The organism is Microtetraspora sp. NBRC 16547 (assembly GCF_030268965.1).
GTDB lineage: Bacteria > Actinomycetota > Actinomycetes > Streptosporangiales > Streptosporangiaceae > Microtetraspora.
Map to the genome: position 1 here is coordinate 1 of NZ_BSSE01000022.1, position 17,133 is coordinate 17,133.

Below are 17,133 nucleotides of genomic sequence, written 5' to 3' on the forward strand. Positions count from 1 at the left end.
TGGCCATGGACACCTTCGGTCCCGCACGCCTGGTGACCAGAGTGACAGGAGCCCGGTGAACCGAGAGGTTCACGCCGGGATCTGTGGGAGCCCCGAGGTGAAATCCCTCGGGGCCACCCGACAAGAAGTGGTCTTGCGACAGATCAACTTCGAGAACCAGAGGCTTCACGTGTCTTCTAGTGTCACATACACCGCCACCTTGGAGATCAAGCGGGAGACGGTCGAGTACCTGTCGGTGCTCCTGGCCGCCCGGCGCACTCAACGCGGCACGCGGGCCGGTACTCGCGCGCTCGGCCCGTTCAAGCAGGCCGTGCTGGTCTTGCGGTGGTTCTGCGACGGCACCCGGGTACGGCAACTGGCCACCGACAACGCCATCAGCCGCAGCACCGCCTACGACTACCTGCACGAAGGCATCGACGCCCTCGCCGCTGACGCCCCCGATCTGGCCACGGCCCTGGCGGAGGCCAAAGCGTGGGGAGCCGGTCACCTCAACCTGGACGGCACGGTCATCCGCACCGACCGGATCAGCACACCCGGCCCCAACAGGGCCGACCTGTGGTGGAGTGGCAAGCACAAACACCACGGCGGCAACGTCCAGGTCCTGTCCGATCCCGACGGTTTCCCGCTGTGGACCTCCGGCGTCCGGCCTGGCCGCGAGCACGACACCACCTGCGCGAAAGCCGCCGAAGGGCTCGTGGAAGCGCTGGAGCAGGCCGCCACCGAGACCGGCCTGCTCACGCTGACCGACCTGGGCTATGAGAACCTCAGCCCGGCCATACGCACCCCGGTCAAGAAGCCCAAGAACGCCGAGCTCACCGAAGAGCAGAAGGCGTACAACCAGGTCATCCGCGGCGTGCATGCCGTCGCCGAACGCGCGAACTCGCTGCTCAAAACGACCTTCAAGGCGCTGCGGCGGGTCAGCCTCGACCCGTGGCGGATCGGCGCGATCGTGGCAGCCGCGTTCGTCATCCTCCGCCTCGAACACGGCAGATACCTGACCGGAGATCACAATCCGTCATGATCCGTTACGCGGAAAGGCTCATTGAGTGGCGGCACGAATGAGTCTGTAATCTAGCAGGGGAACAAAGGAGACGGATTTCCTGTCGGTATGGAACATAAGATTCCCGAAGTGTTTCTCGCTAGGGATCATGGCCGATATGGCCACGACCTCTCCCGCCTCGTAGGACATCCGCATTTCTCGCATTATCGTTTCCATGTGGCTGGGCGGCGCATCCTTCCACTCAAAGTCGTCTACCATGTACCACACGGAATCGTCCCGCAGAAACGTCCACCCCGATAGGGTGAGCCGATCGATGACCATCTCGAAATCAACGGGTGCGGCGAAGTTGAAGCTTATTGTTACGTCCCTGCTCACGTCATTCCTTTGCGAGTGATGAAGGTCAAGCGGAAGGTAGCCCTCCACTAAGGTCAAGTGAAGGGTTCGTCGCGCCCGCGCCGGCCGGAGGGGTACTTGACGTAAGTCTTGTACGTGCCAGGCGATGGGATGGTCAGGTGCCAGGTGAAGCTGGCATCGCCGCTGCCGGCCGGAGCCGTGGCGTAGTCAGATCCGACGAAGCCGGAGGCGTCAGCGAGGGTGGGTTGGACCGGCTGATCCGGCTGCCTTGGCCAGCACCCGCGACCAGCGCCGCCGAGCTCGAACACGCCCTGAGCTGCGTCATGTGCCGCCGCCGGGCGTAGCCCCCGCGAGAGCCGTGTCCGCTCGACGCGGATGACGCGCACACAGAACGGTTACGAGCGGCGGGTCACAGGCGACGGACTGCAGGTGGCTGGTTACGGGACGCGGGTGGCGCGGCGCAGGCGGCCGCGGCGCACGAAGCCAGGCGGCCGTTCACTGATCACCTGGCCATGGGCGGACCTTCGCCGCGGTCTTTTCCACCGCGGGGATCGCGGGGACCGCTCGGCGGCCCGGGGGGTGGGTAGTCTCGGCGGGTGAGGGTGCTGATCACGGGCACGGCCGGGTTCATCGGAAGCCACGTCGCCGAAGCCCTGGAAACCGCCGGTCACGACATATCCGGCTTTGACCTGCGAAACGGGGACGATGTCCGGGACGCGGACAGGCTGGAGCGCGCGCTGCGCGGTGTGGACGCGGTCGTGCACCAGGCGGCCAAGGTCGGGCTCGGCGTGAACATAGCGGACATGCCCGACTATGTCTCTATAAACGCGTACGGCACCGCCGTGGTGCTGGCCGCGATGGCCAGGTGCCGTGTCGCGAGACTGGTGCTGGCGTCGTCGATGGTCGTCTACGGCGAGGGCGCCTACGACTGCGCCGCACACGGCAGGGTGCGGCCGGGGCCGCGCGCTGAGCGCGATCTGGCGGCCGGGTTCTTCGAGCCGCGCTGCCCGCGCTGCGCCGCCGCGCTGACCTCGGCCGCCATCGGTGAGGACGCGCCCGCGGATCCGCGCAGCGTGTACGCGACCACCAAGCTCACCCAGGAGCACCTGGCCGCGAGCTGGGCACGCGAGACCGGCGGCACCGCGGTCGCGCTGCGCTACCACAACGTGTACGGCCCGCGGATGCCCAGGGACACGCCCTACTCCGGGGTCGCGGCGATCTTCCGATCCGCGCTCGAGGCGGGGAGGGCCCCGACGGTCTTCGAGGACGGCGGGCAGCGGCGCGACTTCGTTCATGTCCGTGATGTCGCCCGCGCGAACGCGGCCGCACTCGACGCCGGGGTGCCCGGCGCGCTGACCGCGTACAACATCGCCAGCGGAGAGCCGCACACCGTCGGCGAGCTGGCCGCCGCGCTCGCCGCGGAACGCGGCGGCCCGGAACCGGTCACCACGGGCGAGTACCGGCTGGGCGACGTGCGGCACATCGTGGCCTCGCCTGACAGGGCGGCGGAAGAGCTCGGGTTCCGCGCGGGGATCGGCTTCGCGGCCGGGATGAGGGAGCTCGCCACCGCGCCACTGGGATGAACCATTGGGCCGAACCCGGGACGAACCGCCGCCCGGTCACCGTCGATCACCGGCCCGGCGGCGGGCCGACAGTGGTCCGTCACCGGCCCGGCGGCGGGCCGACAGTGGTCCGTCACCGGCCCGGCGGCGGGCCGGCGTCGCGGATCGCCCGGGCGGCGTTGATCAGGCCGATGTGGCTGAACGCCTGGGGGAAGTTCCCGATCGGTTCCCCGGTGGCCTGGTCCACCTCCTCGGCCAGCAGGCCGACGTCGTTGGCGTACGACGCGGCGATACGGAACACGCGCTCGCCGCGTCCGGTCTGGCCGGTGAGCGCCAGCGCATGGGCGAGCCAGAAGGTGCACAGCAGGAACGCCCCCTCGACGCCGGTGAGCCCGTCGCGGGTGCGGTAGCGGAGCACCAGCCCACGCCTGTCCACCAGCCGCGTCGCGACAGCTTCCACAGTCGACCGCACACGCGGATCGTCGCCGGGCAGGAACCCGACCAGCGGGAGCATCAGCGCCGACGCGTCCAGGTCCGTCCCGTCGAGTACCTGGGTGAACGCGCCCGCGTCCTCGTTCCAGCCCCGGGTGAGGATCGCGGCCCGGATTCGCTCGCGCGCGTCTTCCCAGGAGGGCACCCGGTCGGTGGCGCCCAGAAGGGGAGCCAGGGCGACGGCCCGGTCCAGGGCCACCCAGCACATGAGCTTGGAATGCAGGAAGTGCCGGCTCGGGCCGCGCATCTCCCACATGCCCTGGTCGGGCTCCTGCCAGCGACGGGCGGCCGATTCGGCCGCGCTGAGCAGGAAGGCGCGGGTGAGCGGGTCGAACCGGGCGCAGGAGAGCGCGTGGGCCGCGTTGAGCAGCTCGCCGTAGACGTCGAGCTGACGCTGGCGCCAGGCGTCGTTGCCGATCCTGACCGGGGTGCTGCCGCGCCAGCCGGTCAGGTGGGGCAGTGCCCGCTCGGTCAGGTCGCGCTCGCCGCCGACGCCGTACATGATCGGCAGGTCGGTGTCGTGGTCGAGCAGACCGGCCGCGGCACCGGCGAGGAAGGAGAAGAACGCGGTCTCCTCTATTTCGCACGCGGCGGTGGCGAGCGCCTGCAGGGTGAGGCTGGCGTCCCGTACCCAGGTGTAGCGGTAGTCCCAGTTCCGTTCCCCGCCGACGCATTCGGGCAGCGAGGTGGTAGCGGCGGCGACGATGGCGCCGGTGGGGGCGAACGTCAGCGCGCGCAGCACCCGCCCGCTGTGGCCGACCTGCTCCTGCCACGGGCCCTGGTAATTCGAGTGGATCCGGGACCAGGAGCGCCATGCCGAGGCGGTGTCCCCGATCCGGCGGTGGACGCGCCACGGGCGCCAGCGTGACGGTTCAGGCTCCCAGCCAGGACCGGTGCGCAGGGCGAGGCCGAGCCGCTGCCCGGCGCGCAGCGTGACCGTCGCCCGCGCGGTGGCGTCGCGCACCCGCAGTTCGACCGGGCACGACAAGGTGAGCACCTGAGCTCCTCCTCGCGCCACCAGTCCGCCGCGCACCGGTTCCATCAGGGGCCGGATGAGCCCGAACTCGGGCCGGGGAGCGAAGTCCACGGTGATCGGCACCTGTCCCTCGACGCACGTCACCTCGCGCAGGAGGGCGCTCGGCGAGGCCGCCCCGAGCGCGTGCCCGCGTTCCCGAGGGCCGAGGGCGAGCGCGTCGCGGAGCACCGCGGTCCCGGTCGCGGTGCGGAAGGTCGTTTCGACCACGAGGGTGTCGTCCAGGTATCTGCGGGTGATCTCAGCCGGGCAGGCCGGGCCGACGGCCCAGTGCCCGGCGTTCTCGTCCAGCAACCGGGCGAAGATCGCCGGGCTGTCGAAGCGGGGAGAGCACAGCCAGTCGACCGAGCCGTCCGATGAGACCAGGGCCGCGGACCGGCAGTCCGACAACAAGGCGTAGTCGCTGATCGCTCGCGTACTCACACAGGCACCTCGTCCGGTTGTTTCCGTGGTGGACGGCCGGTCACCCGCGTCCGGGACCGGGTGGGCCGTCCGGTCGTGCGGCGGGTCCGTTCCTCTCAGGCTGCGCCCGCCGGCGCAGCCTGACGGCATAGGCCAGCGCCGATCCGGCGAAGAGCAGGCCGGTCACCAGGAGCCACCGTCCCAGGAAGGGGGTCGTGTCCAGCGCCACCGACCTCCGGTACCCGTCCTGGGACAGGCGGAGGATCAGCGGGAACCAGACGAGCAGCAACAGCGCCGACAGGGCGAGGGGAACGCGCAGATAGTTGATCCACGGCGGCGGATGGGAGAGCGCGGCCGACGGCCGCACACCACGCCAGGGCCGCCACCGCACCGCGATGTCGGCGACGGCGTACAGCGGATAGATCACAAAGTCATGGATGATCGCCGCACCGACGAACCACACGAGGAAGCCCACCCAGATGCCGGCCGCGACGACCCGGCTCGCGGCGTAGCCGGCCAGCGCGAAGCAGGCGAGCAGCACGAGCAGGTGCAGCGGGTCGGCGCCGTAGCGATCGGCGACCCGCCGCCGAAGGGCACGCGCCCAGGAGGCCATCGCCGTCACCCGCCCTGAAGCCGGAAGCTGAGCCTGCGCACCCATTTGGTGCAGTGCACTCCGGGCGCGTTCGGCACGATGATCCGGGCCGGATAGCCGTGGTCGAGGGAGAGATCCGCGCCGTTGACCCGCAACGCCAGCAGGGAGCGGTGGTCGGCCACCTGCCTGGCGCTCAGCGATGCCTGGGAGAACGCGCCGCCGTGTTCCAGCGACTCCACGTAGACCTCGACCCGCCCCGGGACGGTTCCCGCCAGCCGGGCGAGATCGGCGAGGCGCGGGCCCGTCCAGGTCTGCTGAGTCGACCAGCCCTCCACGCACGCGATGGGCAGCGCGTAGGTGTACTGCGGCAGCGCGAGCAGATCCGCGCGTGACAGCCGTATCAGGCGACCTCCGGCCAGCTCCAGCCGCCAGCCGGGACCGGTGCTCGCCGGGTCGACGCCCATGGCGCCCGCGGACTTGTTCACCTGGAAGTCGTTCGGCCCCAGGCCGTACATGCGTCCGTGCGGGGCGAGCAGGGCGGTGCGGCGCAGCGGCCCGTCCAGGGTCTGCCCCACGGACAGACCGAAGATCAGCAGGGAGCCGCCGCCGACGAAGCCGAGCAGGCCGCGCCGGGAGAGGCTGGGCTCCGCGGGACGGGTGGCCACCAGGCCGTCGGGGTCGGGCGGCTCCGGCCGCGTGCCGTCCAGGTCGGTACGGAGTTCCCCACGCAGGCTCCTCGACCGTAGCGCGCGGACCATCCGCGGCAGCTTGACCGCGACGTGTACGACGAACCCCGCGATGAAGGCCCACGCGCCGTAGAGGTGCGCCGGATAGAAGGAGAACGGGAACACGGTGTAGAAGATCTGGATGTTGAGCACACCGGTGGCGAACTCGAACACCGCGCCGCCGACGAGGAGCAGCAGGCTGGCCCGCTCGACGGCCTCGGCCACGGAGCGGGCCGGCGGCCAAATGAACAGTTTGGGGATGACCGACCACAGCTTGGCCAGCAGCACGGGGATGAGCGTCAGCCCGAGGATGACGTGGGCTCCCTGCGTGACCCGGTACAGCCACGCGGGCCAGGTCGGCCAGTCGAAGAGATAGAACCCGAGCAGGCCTCTCTCCGGTGTCGTGTCGTTGCGGGGCAGCCACGGGTTGTACGCGGCGTAGGACACCAGGCCGGTGATCGCGATGATCGGGATGCCGAACAACAGGACGAGGCCGAACACCGAGGTCAACCAGGGGCCACGCAACGGGCTGCGCCAGAAGTCCGGCCGGAACGGGCCGGGCGGCGGATGCGCCCGCAGCCAGGAGTCCACCCTCCGCGACAGGGGTTCGCCGCCCTCGTGACGCGGCGCGGACCCGCCGCCCCCGTGACCGTGCTCGTCTCTCGGCTGATCTGGCACCTGATCACCCCGCGTTCGGCGTTCGCCGGTGCTCACCGCACAGGCATCGGTCTGCCGGAAATATCCCCTTCGCGTATTGTAGCGACCCGATTACGATCCGGCATGGCGGGCCAGCTCCCGTTCGAGCCGGTGGAACGCCGCCGCGCAGGACTCCCGGCCGACGGGCAGCCACAGCGCCGCCGGCCGTACTCGCGGCCCGGTGACCGGCCGGAACACCTGCCAGCGAACGCCGGAGAGCAGCGTTCCGGGGCAGCGGCGGTAGGCCCGGACCAGGCCGGACGGAAGGCCTTTGAGGTCCTCAGGCTGCTCGACGACGATCGCGGCGAACCGCCGCTCGTCGATCGCCCGGGCGATGGAGCGACCCAGCGACGCCTTCGCGCCGGAGCTCGTGCCACGCAGGATGTCATGGACGGCACCCCGATGGGCCACCGGCGGCAATCCGGCCGCCACGACGAGGCCGGGATCGGAGAAGACCGCCACCGGACCGCCGAACCCGCGCGACCACGCCCGCAGCGCGTCGCCCACACGCCGGTCGGCGGCGGTCGGAACCATCCGGCCCGGAGCGAACGTCGTCACCGCCAGGAACGCGATCTGCGCGAGGACCAGCGCACCGGCCATGGCGCCGCGCCACCTCGCGCGTGCCCCGCCCATCGCCACTCCCGCGAGCAGCGCCACCGCCGCGAAGGCGGGAAGCATGTTGTTGACCGCGCCGCCCGCGTGCAGCAGGCCCGCGTAGCCCTCCACCGCCAGGGCGAGGCAGCCCGCGGCGAGAACCGGCGTGACCCTCCCCACTGCGAGCAGCGCCGCGCCGAGCGCGACGCCCATGATCGGGAACAGGTACCAGATCCAGAACCCGGCCCATGCCTTCTGCTCCACGGGGTGCTGTCCGAGCAACTGGAATACGTAGAACACGTACCAGCCCTGGCTCGCCCTCCCCCAGACCAGCGTGATCAGGCCGACCACGCCCGCGAACGTACCCGCCATGATCACCGCCAGGCGGCGCGCGGAGCCGCACAGCAGGACCGCGGTGACCGCCGCCACCTCGGCGAGCGCGTTCTGCTTGGTCAGGAACGCCGCGGCGAGCAACGCCCCGGCCGCCACCGCGCCGGCCGCCCGGCGCATCCAGCGGGCGCAGTACAGCCCGGCGAGACTGAAGGCGAGGAACAGCGAGTCCACCCGGGCGAGATCGAACCATGTGCCGGCCGCGAAGTAGGTCGCGGCGTACAGTCCCCCCGCGGCGACCCCGGCGGCCGGATCGCCTGTCTCCCGCTGGACCAACCGGGCGAGCAGCGCGAAGCAGGCCACGGAGGAGAGCAGCGACACCAGCCGGAGCGGCAGGTAGGACACCCCGAGGAGAGCGGCGGGCCCCGCCGATACGAGGAAGTACAGCGGCGGATACCCGTCCGGCACGTAGTCGACGCTGGGAACGGAGTACAGCGGCCGCCCGGAGCGCAGCCGCCACACCTCGACCAGGGAGTTGCCCTCCAGCCACTCCAGCGCGTACGGATGGTCCACGCGGCGCGCGGCGGTCCACAGGAACACGGCGATCGCCGCGAGACCCGCCACCGCGGCGAGCCCGCACGCGACCCTCGCAGCCGTGTCCCACGTGTACGGCCGGCGTGCGCGCGGCCTCCCGGCGTCCACGCCGGACCTCACGGACGGCCGCCGTGGGCCGCGGCGATCCGGCCCACGCAGGCGGCGAAACGGGTTCCGGGGGCGAGGGCGGCGACCGCGGCGGCGTCCTCGGCGGTGTCCACGTCCCGCAGGAGCGGCAACTCGGCCACCCGCAGTCCGGCCTCGCGCAGCCGCCGCAGCTGGGCGGCACCCGTGTCCGGCCTGGAGACGGGGACACCGCGCACCAGGTCCGGGTCGGGCGCGCGCAGGCCGAGCGCCCAGAACCCACCGTCCACGGCAGGGCCGAACCACGCGTCGACGCCGTCCCACTCGACGGCGAGCAGCTCGGGCGCCACCTGCGGGGTGTCCATGCCGATCAGCAGCGCCGGCCCCCGCACCGCGGCGAACGCCGCGGCCAGCCGTTCGTCGAGCCCGCCTCCACCCTGCGGGATCACCTCGAAGCCGTCCGGCAGCCACGGCCCGGCCCGGCCCTCCAGCACCAGGACGCGGCGGCACGCGGGAGCCGCGAGCGCCGCCGCCAGCGTGTCGGACAGCGCCGCCGCGGCCAGCATCGCGGCCTGCTCGAAGGTGTACGGCGGCACCAGCCGGGTCTTGACCCTGCCGGGCAGCGGCTCCTTGGCGATGACCAGCAAGGTCGTCCGGGCACCGCCGCCTGTCCTCACCGCGCGAGCACCTTGCGCATGTCACGCACGGCCTGCCAGTAGCCGCGCGGCGTCCCGGTGACCTTCGAGCGGCCGATGCGCGGACGGTAGTCCACCTCGGCCTCGCTCACCCGCCAGCCGGCCTCCGCGGCGCGCAGCAGCATCTCCAGTGCGTAACCGCACCGCTGATCGGCCAGGTTCAGAGCGAGAAGATCCGCGCGCCGGGCCGCCCGCATCGGCCCGAGGTCGTGGACGCGCACACCCGTGCGGCGCCGTACGCGCCGGGCGAGCTCCCGGTTGGCGAGCCGCGCGGGCAGCGGCCAGACGCCCCTGGCGACGGGCCGCCGGCGTCCGAGCACCAGATCGGCGTCGCCGCGCAGGACCGGCCCGGCGACGAGAGGAAGCTGCTGGGGGTCCAGGGAGGCGTCGCAGTCGCAGAAGCACACCACCTCCGCGGTGGCCGCGCGCAGGCCCCGGTGGCAGGCCGCGCCGAAGCCGCGCCTGGGCTCGGTCACGACGACGGCGCCGAGCGACCGGGCGATCTCCGCCGAGCCGTCCGCCGAACCGTTGTCCACCACGATCGCACGGAAGCCGGGCGGGACGCGGCCGATCACCCAGGGCAGCGCCTCGGCCTCGTCCAGACAGGGCAGGATCACGTCCACGCTCATCCACTCACTGTAAGCAATCAGCCGATCACCCATCGCCGCCGCCCGATGCGCTTCGGACGGGGCACCGCCAGGCAGCGGAAAGGCCTGATCACTCAGAAAGTGATCAGGCCTTCGACCTGCGGAAGCGGGTGGCGGAGTACAGGTGGCGGGTTACGGGGTGCGCGTCCCGTCGATCGCCTCGGCGGACAGGACGCGGTCGATGACCATGAGGGCGCAGCCGGTGATGCCCGCCCCGGGACCGAGCCGGCTGCGCTCGATGCGCAGGCTGCGGGTGGCGAGCTGGGTGGACCGCTGGTAGACGATCTCGCGGACGCCCGACACGAGCGGCTGGAACATCTCCGCCACGTCGCCGCCGAGCACGACCACGGCCGGGTTGAGCAGGTTCACCGCGGTGGCGATCACCTCGCCGAGCCTGCGCCCCGCCTGCCGCACGACGGCCATGGTCTCCGCGTCACCCGCGCGGACCAGGTCGGTCACGTCGGCGAGCGACGTCACGTCGCGGCCCTTTTCGCGCAGGTCGCGCAGGATGGCGGTGCCGCTGGCCACCGAGTCGACGCAGTCGACGTTGCCGCAGCGGCAGAGCACTCCCCCGCCGTCCCTGACCGGGATGTGGCCGATCTCCCCCGCCGCACCGAGCGCGCCGCGCAGGATGCCGCCGCCAGAGATCACCCCGGCGCCGATGCGGGTGGAGACCTTCACGAACAGCAGGTCGTCGAGCTCCGAGGCGTACGCCATCCGGTGCTCGCCCATGGCGATGACGTTCACGTCGTTGTCGACCAGCACGGGGACGGGGAACCGGCTCGCGATGATCGGTGGGATCACCACACCGGTCCAGCTCGCCATGACGCGGGCGCTCTCCGTGCGGCCGGCGGCGAACTCCACGGTGGCCGGGACGCCCAGGCCGACGCCCACGACGTCGTCTCCGCCGCCTCTGCCGTCCAGCAGCCTCTCCCAGGTGTCCATCACCAGGGGAAGGACCACGTCGGGTCCCTCCTCGACGTCGATCTCGACGTCGGTGCGCGCCAGCGCCTCCCCCGCCAGGTCGCAGATCGCGATCTGGGTGCGACTCGCGCCGAGCGAGGCGACCAGGACGACGCCCCCGGCGGCGTTGAAGCGCAGCCGGACGGGCGGCCTGCCGCCGGTGGACGGCCCTTCGGCGTCCTCGACGACGAGGCCGCGTTGCAGCAGTTCAGCGACCCGGTGCGCCACCGCGGGACGGGACAGCCCGGTCACGCGGCCGATCTCGGCACGGGTCACCGCCTCCCCGCTCCGGACGAGCTGGAGGACTTCACCGGTAGTAGCAAGTCGTGACATCGTGCAAAAGTGAAGCACAGATAAGTACCGAAGCACAACGACTTATTCATCTCACGTTACAAAACTCGGTTGATGTCGTGCCGAACTTCCGGCTACTGTCCCACTTGTCCCCGTTTAGTCCCCGCAGGAGCAACAGCCCCAGATGTCTGTGTCCCCCCGCAATCCCCTGCCGGCATCGGAGATCGCCGCGCCCGAGGGCGATCTCGCGCCATCGTCCGTGACCTGCCCGCTCACCGGCGACGTACGGCCGGCCTCCGTCGGCGCCGGTCCGGCCGCCACGCCCGAGCGACACGCGGCCGACCTGCTCGTGTTCGGCGGCACCGGCGACCTGTCCATGCGGAAGCTCATCCCCGCCCTCTACCACTGCGACCGTGACGGCCGGCTGGCCGAAGGGACGCGGATCATCGCCATGTCGCGCGGCGGCCTCACCGACGCCGACTTCCGCGGGAAGGTCGACGCCGAGGCGCGCCCTGCCCTGCACGAGGACGACGACGAGGGCTGGCAGCGGTTCCTGCGCAGGCTGCACCACGTGTCGATCGACGTCGGCGGCTCCGACCGGAGCGGGTGGGGCGCGCTGACCCGGCTGCTCGCCGGATACGAGGACCGCGACCGCGTCTTCTACCTGGCCAGCCCGCCGATGACGTTCGGCCCGTTCTGCCGGGAGGCCCACGCGGCCGGGCTGGTCACGCCGCGGTCCCGGGTCGTCCTGGAGAAGCCGCTCGGCCGCGACCTGGTCAGCGCCCAGGCGATCAACGACGAGGTCGGCGCCATCTTCGACGAGCGGCAGATCTTCCGGATCGACCACTACCTCGGCAAGGAGACGGTCCAGAACCTCCTCGTGCTCCGGTTCGCCAACGCCTTCCTCGAACCGGTCTGGAACTCGCTCTGGATCGACCACGTCCAGATCACCGTCGCCGAGACCGTGGGCACGCCGGGCCGCCGGGGCTACTACGACCACGCGGGCGCGCTGCGCGACATGGTGCAGAACCACCTGCTCCAGCTTCTCTGCCTGGTCGCGATGGAGCCGCCGTCCCGCAACGACCGCGAGTCCATCCGCGACGAGAAGGTGAAGGTGCTGCAGTCGCTGCGCCCGATCGTCGGCTCCGAGGTGGACCGCTTCGCCGTGCGCGGCCAGTACACGGCGGGCGACGGTCCTGATGGCCGGGTCCCCGGCTACCTGGACGAGCCCGCCGGCACCCCGCCCACGGAGATCTCGCACCGGGTTGAGACGTACGCGGCGATCCGCGCGGAGGTGAAGAACTGGCGCTGGGCCGGCGTGCCGTTCTACCTGCGCACCGGGAAGCGGATGCCGAGCCGGCGCTCGGAGATCGTGATCCAGTTCAAGGACGTCCCGCACGCGATCTTCCCGGGCGCCGCGCCGAACCGGCTCGTCCTGCGGCTCCAGCCCAGCGAGGGCATCCACCTGCTCCTCATGGCCAAGGAGCCGGGCGCGGGCGAGGTCACCCTCCGCCCGGTGCCGCTCAGCCTGAGTTTCGCCGAGACGTTCCAGAGCCGGGTGCCCGACGCGTACGAGCGGCTCCTCATGGACGTGCTGGCCGGCAACCCGACCCTGTTCATGCGGCGCGACGAGGTCGAGGCCGCCTGGCGGTGGATCGACCCGATCATCGAGAACTGGGAGGGCTCCGAGGCCCTGCCCGAGCCGTACCCCGCGGGAACGGCCGGTCCGGCCGCCGCCCGCGAACTACTGGCCCGCAGCGGCCGGACCTGGCACGAGGAGGAGCTGTGAACGCTCGCGCGATGGACCCCGTGGTCTCGGCGGTCACCGACAGGATCCGCGGGCGCAGCCGCGAGACCCGGGCGGCCTACCTGGAGCGGATCGCCGCGGCGGGACGTGAGCTGCGCGACCGCGGCCCGGCGCGCGGCCGGCTCGGCTGCGCCAACCTCGCGCACGGCTTCGCCGCCGCCACCCGGGACGACAAGGCCGACCTGCGCGGCACGGCGAAGCCGGGCGTGGCGATCGTGACGTCGTACAACGACATGCTGTCGGCGCACCAGCCGTACGAGACGTACCCGCCGGAGCTGAAGCGGGCGGTCCGCGCGGCCGGCGGCGTGGCGCAGGTCGCGGGCGGCGTGCCCGCCATGTGCGACGGCATCACCCAGGGCCGGGCCGGCATGGAGCTGTCGCTCTACAGCCGCGACGTGATCGCCATGGCGACCGCGATCGCGCTGTCGCACGACATGTTCGACGCGTCGCTGCTGCTCGGCGTCTGCGACAAGATCGTGCCGGGTCTGTTCATCGGGGCGCTGCACTTCGGGCACCTGCCCGCGATCTTCGTGCCGGCCGGGCCGATGACCTCGGGCCTGCCCAACAAGGTCAAGGCGCGGACCCGGCAGGAGTTTGCCGAGGGCAAGATCACCCGGCTGGAGATGCTCGACGCCGAGGCGAAGTCGTACCACTCGCCGGGAACGTGCACGTTCTACGGCACGGCGAACTCCAACCAGCTGCTCATCGAGGTGATGGGTCTCCACCTGCCGGGTGCGACGTTCGTCAACCCCCACACCGAGCTGCGGCACGCGCTGACCGAGGCCGCCGCCCGGCGCGCCGTGGAGATCACCCCGCACGGCGACGAGTACACCCCGCTGGGCGAGGTGGTCGACGAGAAGGCCATCGTCAACGCGGCCGTCGCGCTGCTGGCGTCGGGCGGCTCGACCAACCACACGCTCCATCTGGTCGCCATGGCGGCCGCCGCCGGGATCACCCTGACCTGGGACGACCTGGCCGACCTGTCCAAGGCCGTGCCGCTGCTGACCCGGATGTACCCCAACGGGCAGGCGGACGTGAACCACTTCCACGCCGCCGGGGGCATGGCCGTGTTCATCGGCGAACTGCTGGACGCCGGCCTCCTCCACGACGACGTGCTCACCGTCGCGGGCCGCGGCCTCGACCTCTACCGGTCGGCGCCCGCGCTCAAGGAGGGAACGCTGGTCTGGGAGGAGCGGCCGCCGCTCCCGGGCGGCGGCAGCGCCGATCCGGACGTGCTGCGCCCGGTCTCCGCCCCGTTCTCGCCCGACGGCGGCATCCACATGCTGGACGGAAACCTCGGCCGCGCGGTCTCCAAGGTGTCGGCGGTCAAGCCCGAGCACCTCGTCATCGAGGCCCCGGCCCGGGTGTTCGACGACCAGCTCGACCTGCTGCGGGCGTTCGAGGCGGGCGAGCTCGACGGCCGGGACTTCGTCGCGGTCGTCCGCTATCAGGGCCCCAGCGCCAACGGCATGCCCGAGCTGCACAAGCTCACGCCTCCGCTGGCGGTCCTGCTCGACCGCGGCCAGCAGGTCGCGATCGTGACCGACGGCCGCATGTCGGGCGCCTCCGGGAAGGTGCCCGCGGCGATCCACCTGTCCCCCGAGGCCGCTCACGGCGGCCCGATCGCCCTCGTCCGAGACGGCGACGTGATCCGGCTGGACTCCGTCGCCGGCACGCTGACCGTCCTCGCCGACCTGTCCGGCCGTACGCCCGACGGCGCCCCGCTCACCGACGCCCAGTGGGCCGGGACGGGCCGGGAGCTGTTCCACGCGTTCCGCCGTACGGTAGGACCCGCCGAGCGAGGCGCGAGCGTCTTCGGGAACGGGTGCCAGGGGTGACGCCCCTGACGGCGCCCATGACAGCGCCCCTGACAGCGCCGTCGACCGCACCAGTGACGACGTCATCGCCGGCGCCGGTGACATCACCCTTGCCGGCATCGTTGACGTCACCGTGGCTGGTCGGCGATGTCGGCGGCACCAACGCGCGGTTCGGCCTGGTCACCCGGCCTGGAGACAGCCCCGAATCGGTCGCCGTACTGCAAGTCTCACAGCATCAGGGCCTGCCGGATGCCGTAGCCGCCTATCTCGACCGGCATGGGGGCGGAGTGCGGCCGGAGGCCGCGTGCCTGGCGGTCGCCGGGCCCGTGCAGGACGACCGGTACCAGCTGACCAACGCGGACTGGTCGGGCTCGGTGTCCGAGCTGGACATCCCGTACGTCGAGTTGCTCAACGACTTCGAGGCGCTCGCGGTCTCGCTGCCGCACCTGGCCGGGGACGATCTCCTGTCCCTCGGCGGGCCGGACCCGTTGGACGGCAGGGTGCGCAAGGTCCGGGCGGTGCTGGGACCCGGCACCGGGCTCGGGGTCGCGGGTCTGGTCCCCGCCGGGTCCGGGTGGATCGCGGTGCCCGGTGAGGGCGGCCACGTGGCGGTCCCGGCCGTCTCCGATCTGGAGATCGAGATCGTGCGGGCGCTGCGCGCCGACGGCCTGCCGTACGTGGACGCCGAGCATCTCCTGTCCGGCACCGGGCTGCCCCGGCTCCATCGCGGCCTGGCGCTGGTGCGCGACGCCGCGCCCGAGCCGATGACGGCGTCCGAGATCGTCGCGTCCGACGACCCGCTCGCGGTGGAGACCGTCGAGGTGTTCCTCGCCTTGCTGGGCGGGTTCGCCGGGAACGTGGCCCTGACCCTGGGGGCGCGGGGCGGGGTCTATCTCGGCGGCGGCGTGCTGCCGCGGATCTCCGGCCGCGCCCGCGAGAGCGCGTTCCGCGCGCGGTTCGAGATGACGGCTCCGGCGCTGTCCGGCTACATCGCCGGCATCGCCACGTCGCTGATCGTCGCGGAGCAACCCGCCCTGACCGGTGCTGCCGCCTGGCTCACCCAGAGGGCCAGTAATGTTGACCAGGTATGACCAAGTATCGGCGCGAACGTTACCGTCGCGCCTGGAGGAATCTATGAGTCTGCTGGACCTTGCGCCCGTCGTCCCGGTCGTCGTCATCGACGACGCCGAGGCCGCGGTGCCGCTGGCCCGCGCGCTCGTCGCGGGTGGCCTTCCGGTCATCGAGGTCACCCTGCGCACGGATGCCGCCCTCGACGCCATCAGGCGGATCGCGGACGAGGTCCCCGACGCCGTGGTCGGCGCGGGCACGATCCGCTCCGCGTCCGATGTCGCGGCGGCCGTCGCGGCCGGCTCGCGGTTCCTCGTCTCTCCCGGCACCACGCCGTCCCTCGTGGACGCCCTGCTGGACGGCGGCGTGCCGTTCCTGCCCGGCGTGGCGACCGCGTCGGAGGCCATGGCGCTGCGCGAGCGCGGCGTCACCGAGATGAAGTTCTTCCCGGCCGAGGCCGCGGGCGGAATCCCCTATCTGAAGGCGCTGTCCGGCCCGCTCCCCGACGTGCGGTTCTGTCCCACCGGTGGGATCAAGCTCGCGACCGCCCCCGGCTATCTCGCGCTGCCGAACGTCGGGTGCGTCGGCGGCACCTGGCTGACCCCGGCCGACACGCTGGCCGCCGGAGACTACGCCCGCGTCGAGAAGCTCGCCCTGGAAGCGTCCTCCCTGCGCTGATCGGCCCCCGACCTCGTCAGCCGAGCCATCCTCCCTCGGCGGAGCTGACGGCCATGTTCGTGACCGCAACCCGGTGACCACGTTCATGGAAATCCGGGCTCGTGACCTCCTCACCCGTTGGTCACGAGCCCATTTTTCTGTTTTTGCAAGGGCAAACCGGGCGGGGCGCAAATCCGCGCTCGAGAGATTTTAATAAACGCTGCTTGAACACCAAATTCACGACCTTGAAGATGGTGGACGGCACAACCAGCAGCCATCGAAGACAAGGAGACAACGATGGCGCGAATCACGCGCAAGCACTCCGTTTACCTGCTCGGCGCCACATCCCTGGCCGCCGCGGCGCTCGCGATCTCGGGCGTCCCGGCGGCCTCGGCGGCGGTGACGTCGCCGGGGCCGCACGTCGCGGCCGCGCCGGCGCAGGCACCGGTCGCCGCGCGCAAGCACGGGAAGCACCGCCACAAGCACCACCACCACAAGATCGCGTCGCCCACGTCGGGCACGAAGTGACGCGACTCGCTCCGGCACCGGGCGAGCGAATTCACCGGTGATACGCGCTTCCCGGCTCGGGTGAACGTCGCTTCCCTGACCGAGATGCGCAACTGAGCAAGAAATGCCCCTGTCGCCCAGAAAAGACGACAGGGGCATTTTTGCTGCCTTGATTGAATGATTAATCGACTGTCGAGCGATTCGTCGATCGAGGCCGTAAGCA

16 protein-coding genes are annotated in these 17,133 nt (G+C 71.6%); 7 read left to right on the forward strand and 9 right to left on the reverse strand.

Going from position 1 to position 17,133, the window contains the following annotated elements:
- Positions 1–142: 142 nt before the first annotated feature.
- Positions 143–1,021 carry an HARBI1 family protein gene (locus QSK17_RS25810; RefSeq protein ID WP_502889301.1) on the forward strand — a complete coding sequence of 293 codons (879 nt, stop codon included), beginning with the start codon at positions 143–145 and terminating at the stop codon, positions 1,019–1,021.
- A gap of 18 nt (positions 1,022–1,039) precedes the next feature.
- Here QSK17_RS25810 and QSK17_RS25815 read toward each other — a convergent pair whose 3' ends face one another.
- Together QSK17_RS25815 and QSK17_RS36470 are read right to left on the reverse strand one after the other, a co-directional pair.
- Positions 1,040–1,375, reverse strand: coding sequence for a hypothetical protein (locus tag QSK17_RS25815; RefSeq protein ID WP_285707871.1), 336 nt, complete (start codon positions 1,373–1,375; stop codon positions 1,040–1,042).
- 53 nt (positions 1,376–1,428) lie between these two features.
- Entirely contained in the window at positions 1,429–1,740 is a 312-nt protein-coding gene (locus QSK17_RS36470; protein ID WP_502889293.1) for a golvesin C-terminal-like domain-containing protein, read from the reverse strand.
- Positions 1,741–1,950: 210 nt separating this feature from the next.
- Between QSK17_RS36470 and QSK17_RS25820 the strand changes: the two genes are divergently transcribed.
- Positions 1,951–2,937: an NAD-dependent epimerase/dehydratase family protein gene (locus tag QSK17_RS25820; RefSeq protein WP_285707872.1), complete on the forward strand. Its 987-nt coding sequence runs from the start codon at positions 1,951–1,953 to the stop codon at positions 2,935–2,937.
- Positions 2,938–3,049: 112 nt separating this feature from the next.
- Here the strand turns inward: QSK17_RS25820 and QSK17_RS25825 are convergent, their stop codons facing one another.
- The 7 genes from QSK17_RS25825 to QSK17_RS25855 form a co-directional block, all read right to left on the reverse strand.
- A complete protein-coding gene (locus tag QSK17_RS25825; RefSeq protein ID WP_285707873.1) occupies positions 3,050–4,864 on the reverse strand; it encodes a glycoside hydrolase family 15 protein in 1,815 nt (604 codons plus the stop codon).
- A 40-nt stretch (positions 4,865–4,904) separates the two neighbouring features.
- The gene (locus tag QSK17_RS25830) at positions 4,905–5,456 is read right to left on the reverse strand and encodes a hypothetical protein (protein ID WP_285707874.1); all 552 of its coding nucleotides are present in this window, start codon (positions 5,454–5,456) and stop codon (positions 4,905–4,907) included.
- A 5-nt stretch (positions 5,457–5,461) separates the two neighbouring features.
- Entirely contained in the window at positions 5,462–6,838 is a 1,377-nt protein-coding gene (locus tag QSK17_RS25835; protein ID WP_285707875.1) for a molybdopterin-dependent oxidoreductase, read from the reverse strand.
- Positions 6,839–6,928: 90 nt separating this feature from the next.
- The gene (locus QSK17_RS25840) at positions 6,929–8,482 is read right to left on the reverse strand and encodes an ArnT family glycosyltransferase (protein ID WP_285707876.1); all 1,554 of its coding nucleotides are present in this window, start codon (positions 8,480–8,482) and stop codon (positions 6,929–6,931) included.
- A gap of 8 nt (positions 8,483–8,490) precedes the next feature.
- Positions 8,491–9,135: a TIGR04282 family arsenosugar biosynthesis glycosyltransferase gene (locus QSK17_RS25845; RefSeq protein ID WP_285707877.1), complete on the reverse strand. Its 645-nt coding sequence runs from the start codon at positions 9,133–9,135 to the stop codon at positions 8,491–8,493.
- Positions 9,132–9,782 carry a glycosyltransferase family 2 protein gene (locus QSK17_RS25850; RefSeq protein ID WP_285707879.1) on the reverse strand — a complete coding sequence of 217 codons (651 nt, stop codon included), beginning with the start codon at positions 9,780–9,782 and terminating at the stop codon, positions 9,132–9,134. The genes QSK17_RS25845 and QSK17_RS25850 overlap by 4 nt, the downstream gene beginning before the upstream one ends.
- A 150-nt stretch (positions 9,783–9,932) precedes the next feature.
- On the reverse strand, positions 9,933–11,096 hold the full coding sequence (locus tag QSK17_RS25855; protein ID WP_285707880.1) for an ROK family transcriptional regulator: 1,164 nt from the start codon (positions 11,094–11,096) through the stop codon (positions 9,933–9,935).
- 142 nt (positions 11,097–11,238) lie between these two features.
- Here QSK17_RS25855 and zwf point away from each other — a divergent pair, with 142 nt between their 5' ends.
- The 5 genes from zwf to QSK17_RS25880 all read left to right on the forward strand — a co-directional run bounded on the left by zwf (position 11,239) and on the right by QSK17_RS25880 (position 16,931).
- On the forward strand, positions 11,239–12,843 hold the full coding sequence (zwf, locus tag QSK17_RS25860; RefSeq protein WP_285707881.1) for a glucose-6-phosphate dehydrogenase: 1,605 nt from the start codon (positions 11,239–11,241) through the stop codon (positions 12,841–12,843).
- An 11-nt stretch (positions 12,844–12,854) separates the two neighbouring features.
- Positions 12,855–14,699, forward strand: coding sequence for a phosphogluconate dehydratase (gene edd / locus QSK17_RS25865; protein ID WP_285707997.1), 1,845 nt, complete (start codon positions 12,855–12,857; stop codon positions 14,697–14,699).
- Positions 14,700–14,788: 89 nt separating this feature from the next.
- Positions 14,789–15,769, forward strand: a complete 981-nt coding sequence (locus QSK17_RS25870) for a glucokinase (protein ID WP_285707882.1) — start codon at positions 14,789–14,791, stop codon at positions 15,767–15,769.
- 43 nt (positions 15,770–15,812) lie between these two features.
- A complete protein-coding gene (gene eda / locus QSK17_RS25875) occupies positions 15,813–16,424 on the forward strand; it encodes a bifunctional 4-hydroxy-2-oxoglutarate aldolase/2-dehydro-3-deoxy-phosphogluconate aldolase (RefSeq protein ID WP_285707883.1) in 612 nt (203 codons plus the stop codon).
- Between the two features lie 276 nt (positions 16,425–16,700).
- Entirely contained in the window at positions 16,701–16,931 is a 231-nt protein-coding gene (locus tag QSK17_RS25880) for a hypothetical protein (protein ID WP_285707884.1), read from the forward strand.
- The last annotated feature ends 202 nt before the right edge of the window (positions 16,932–17,133 follow it).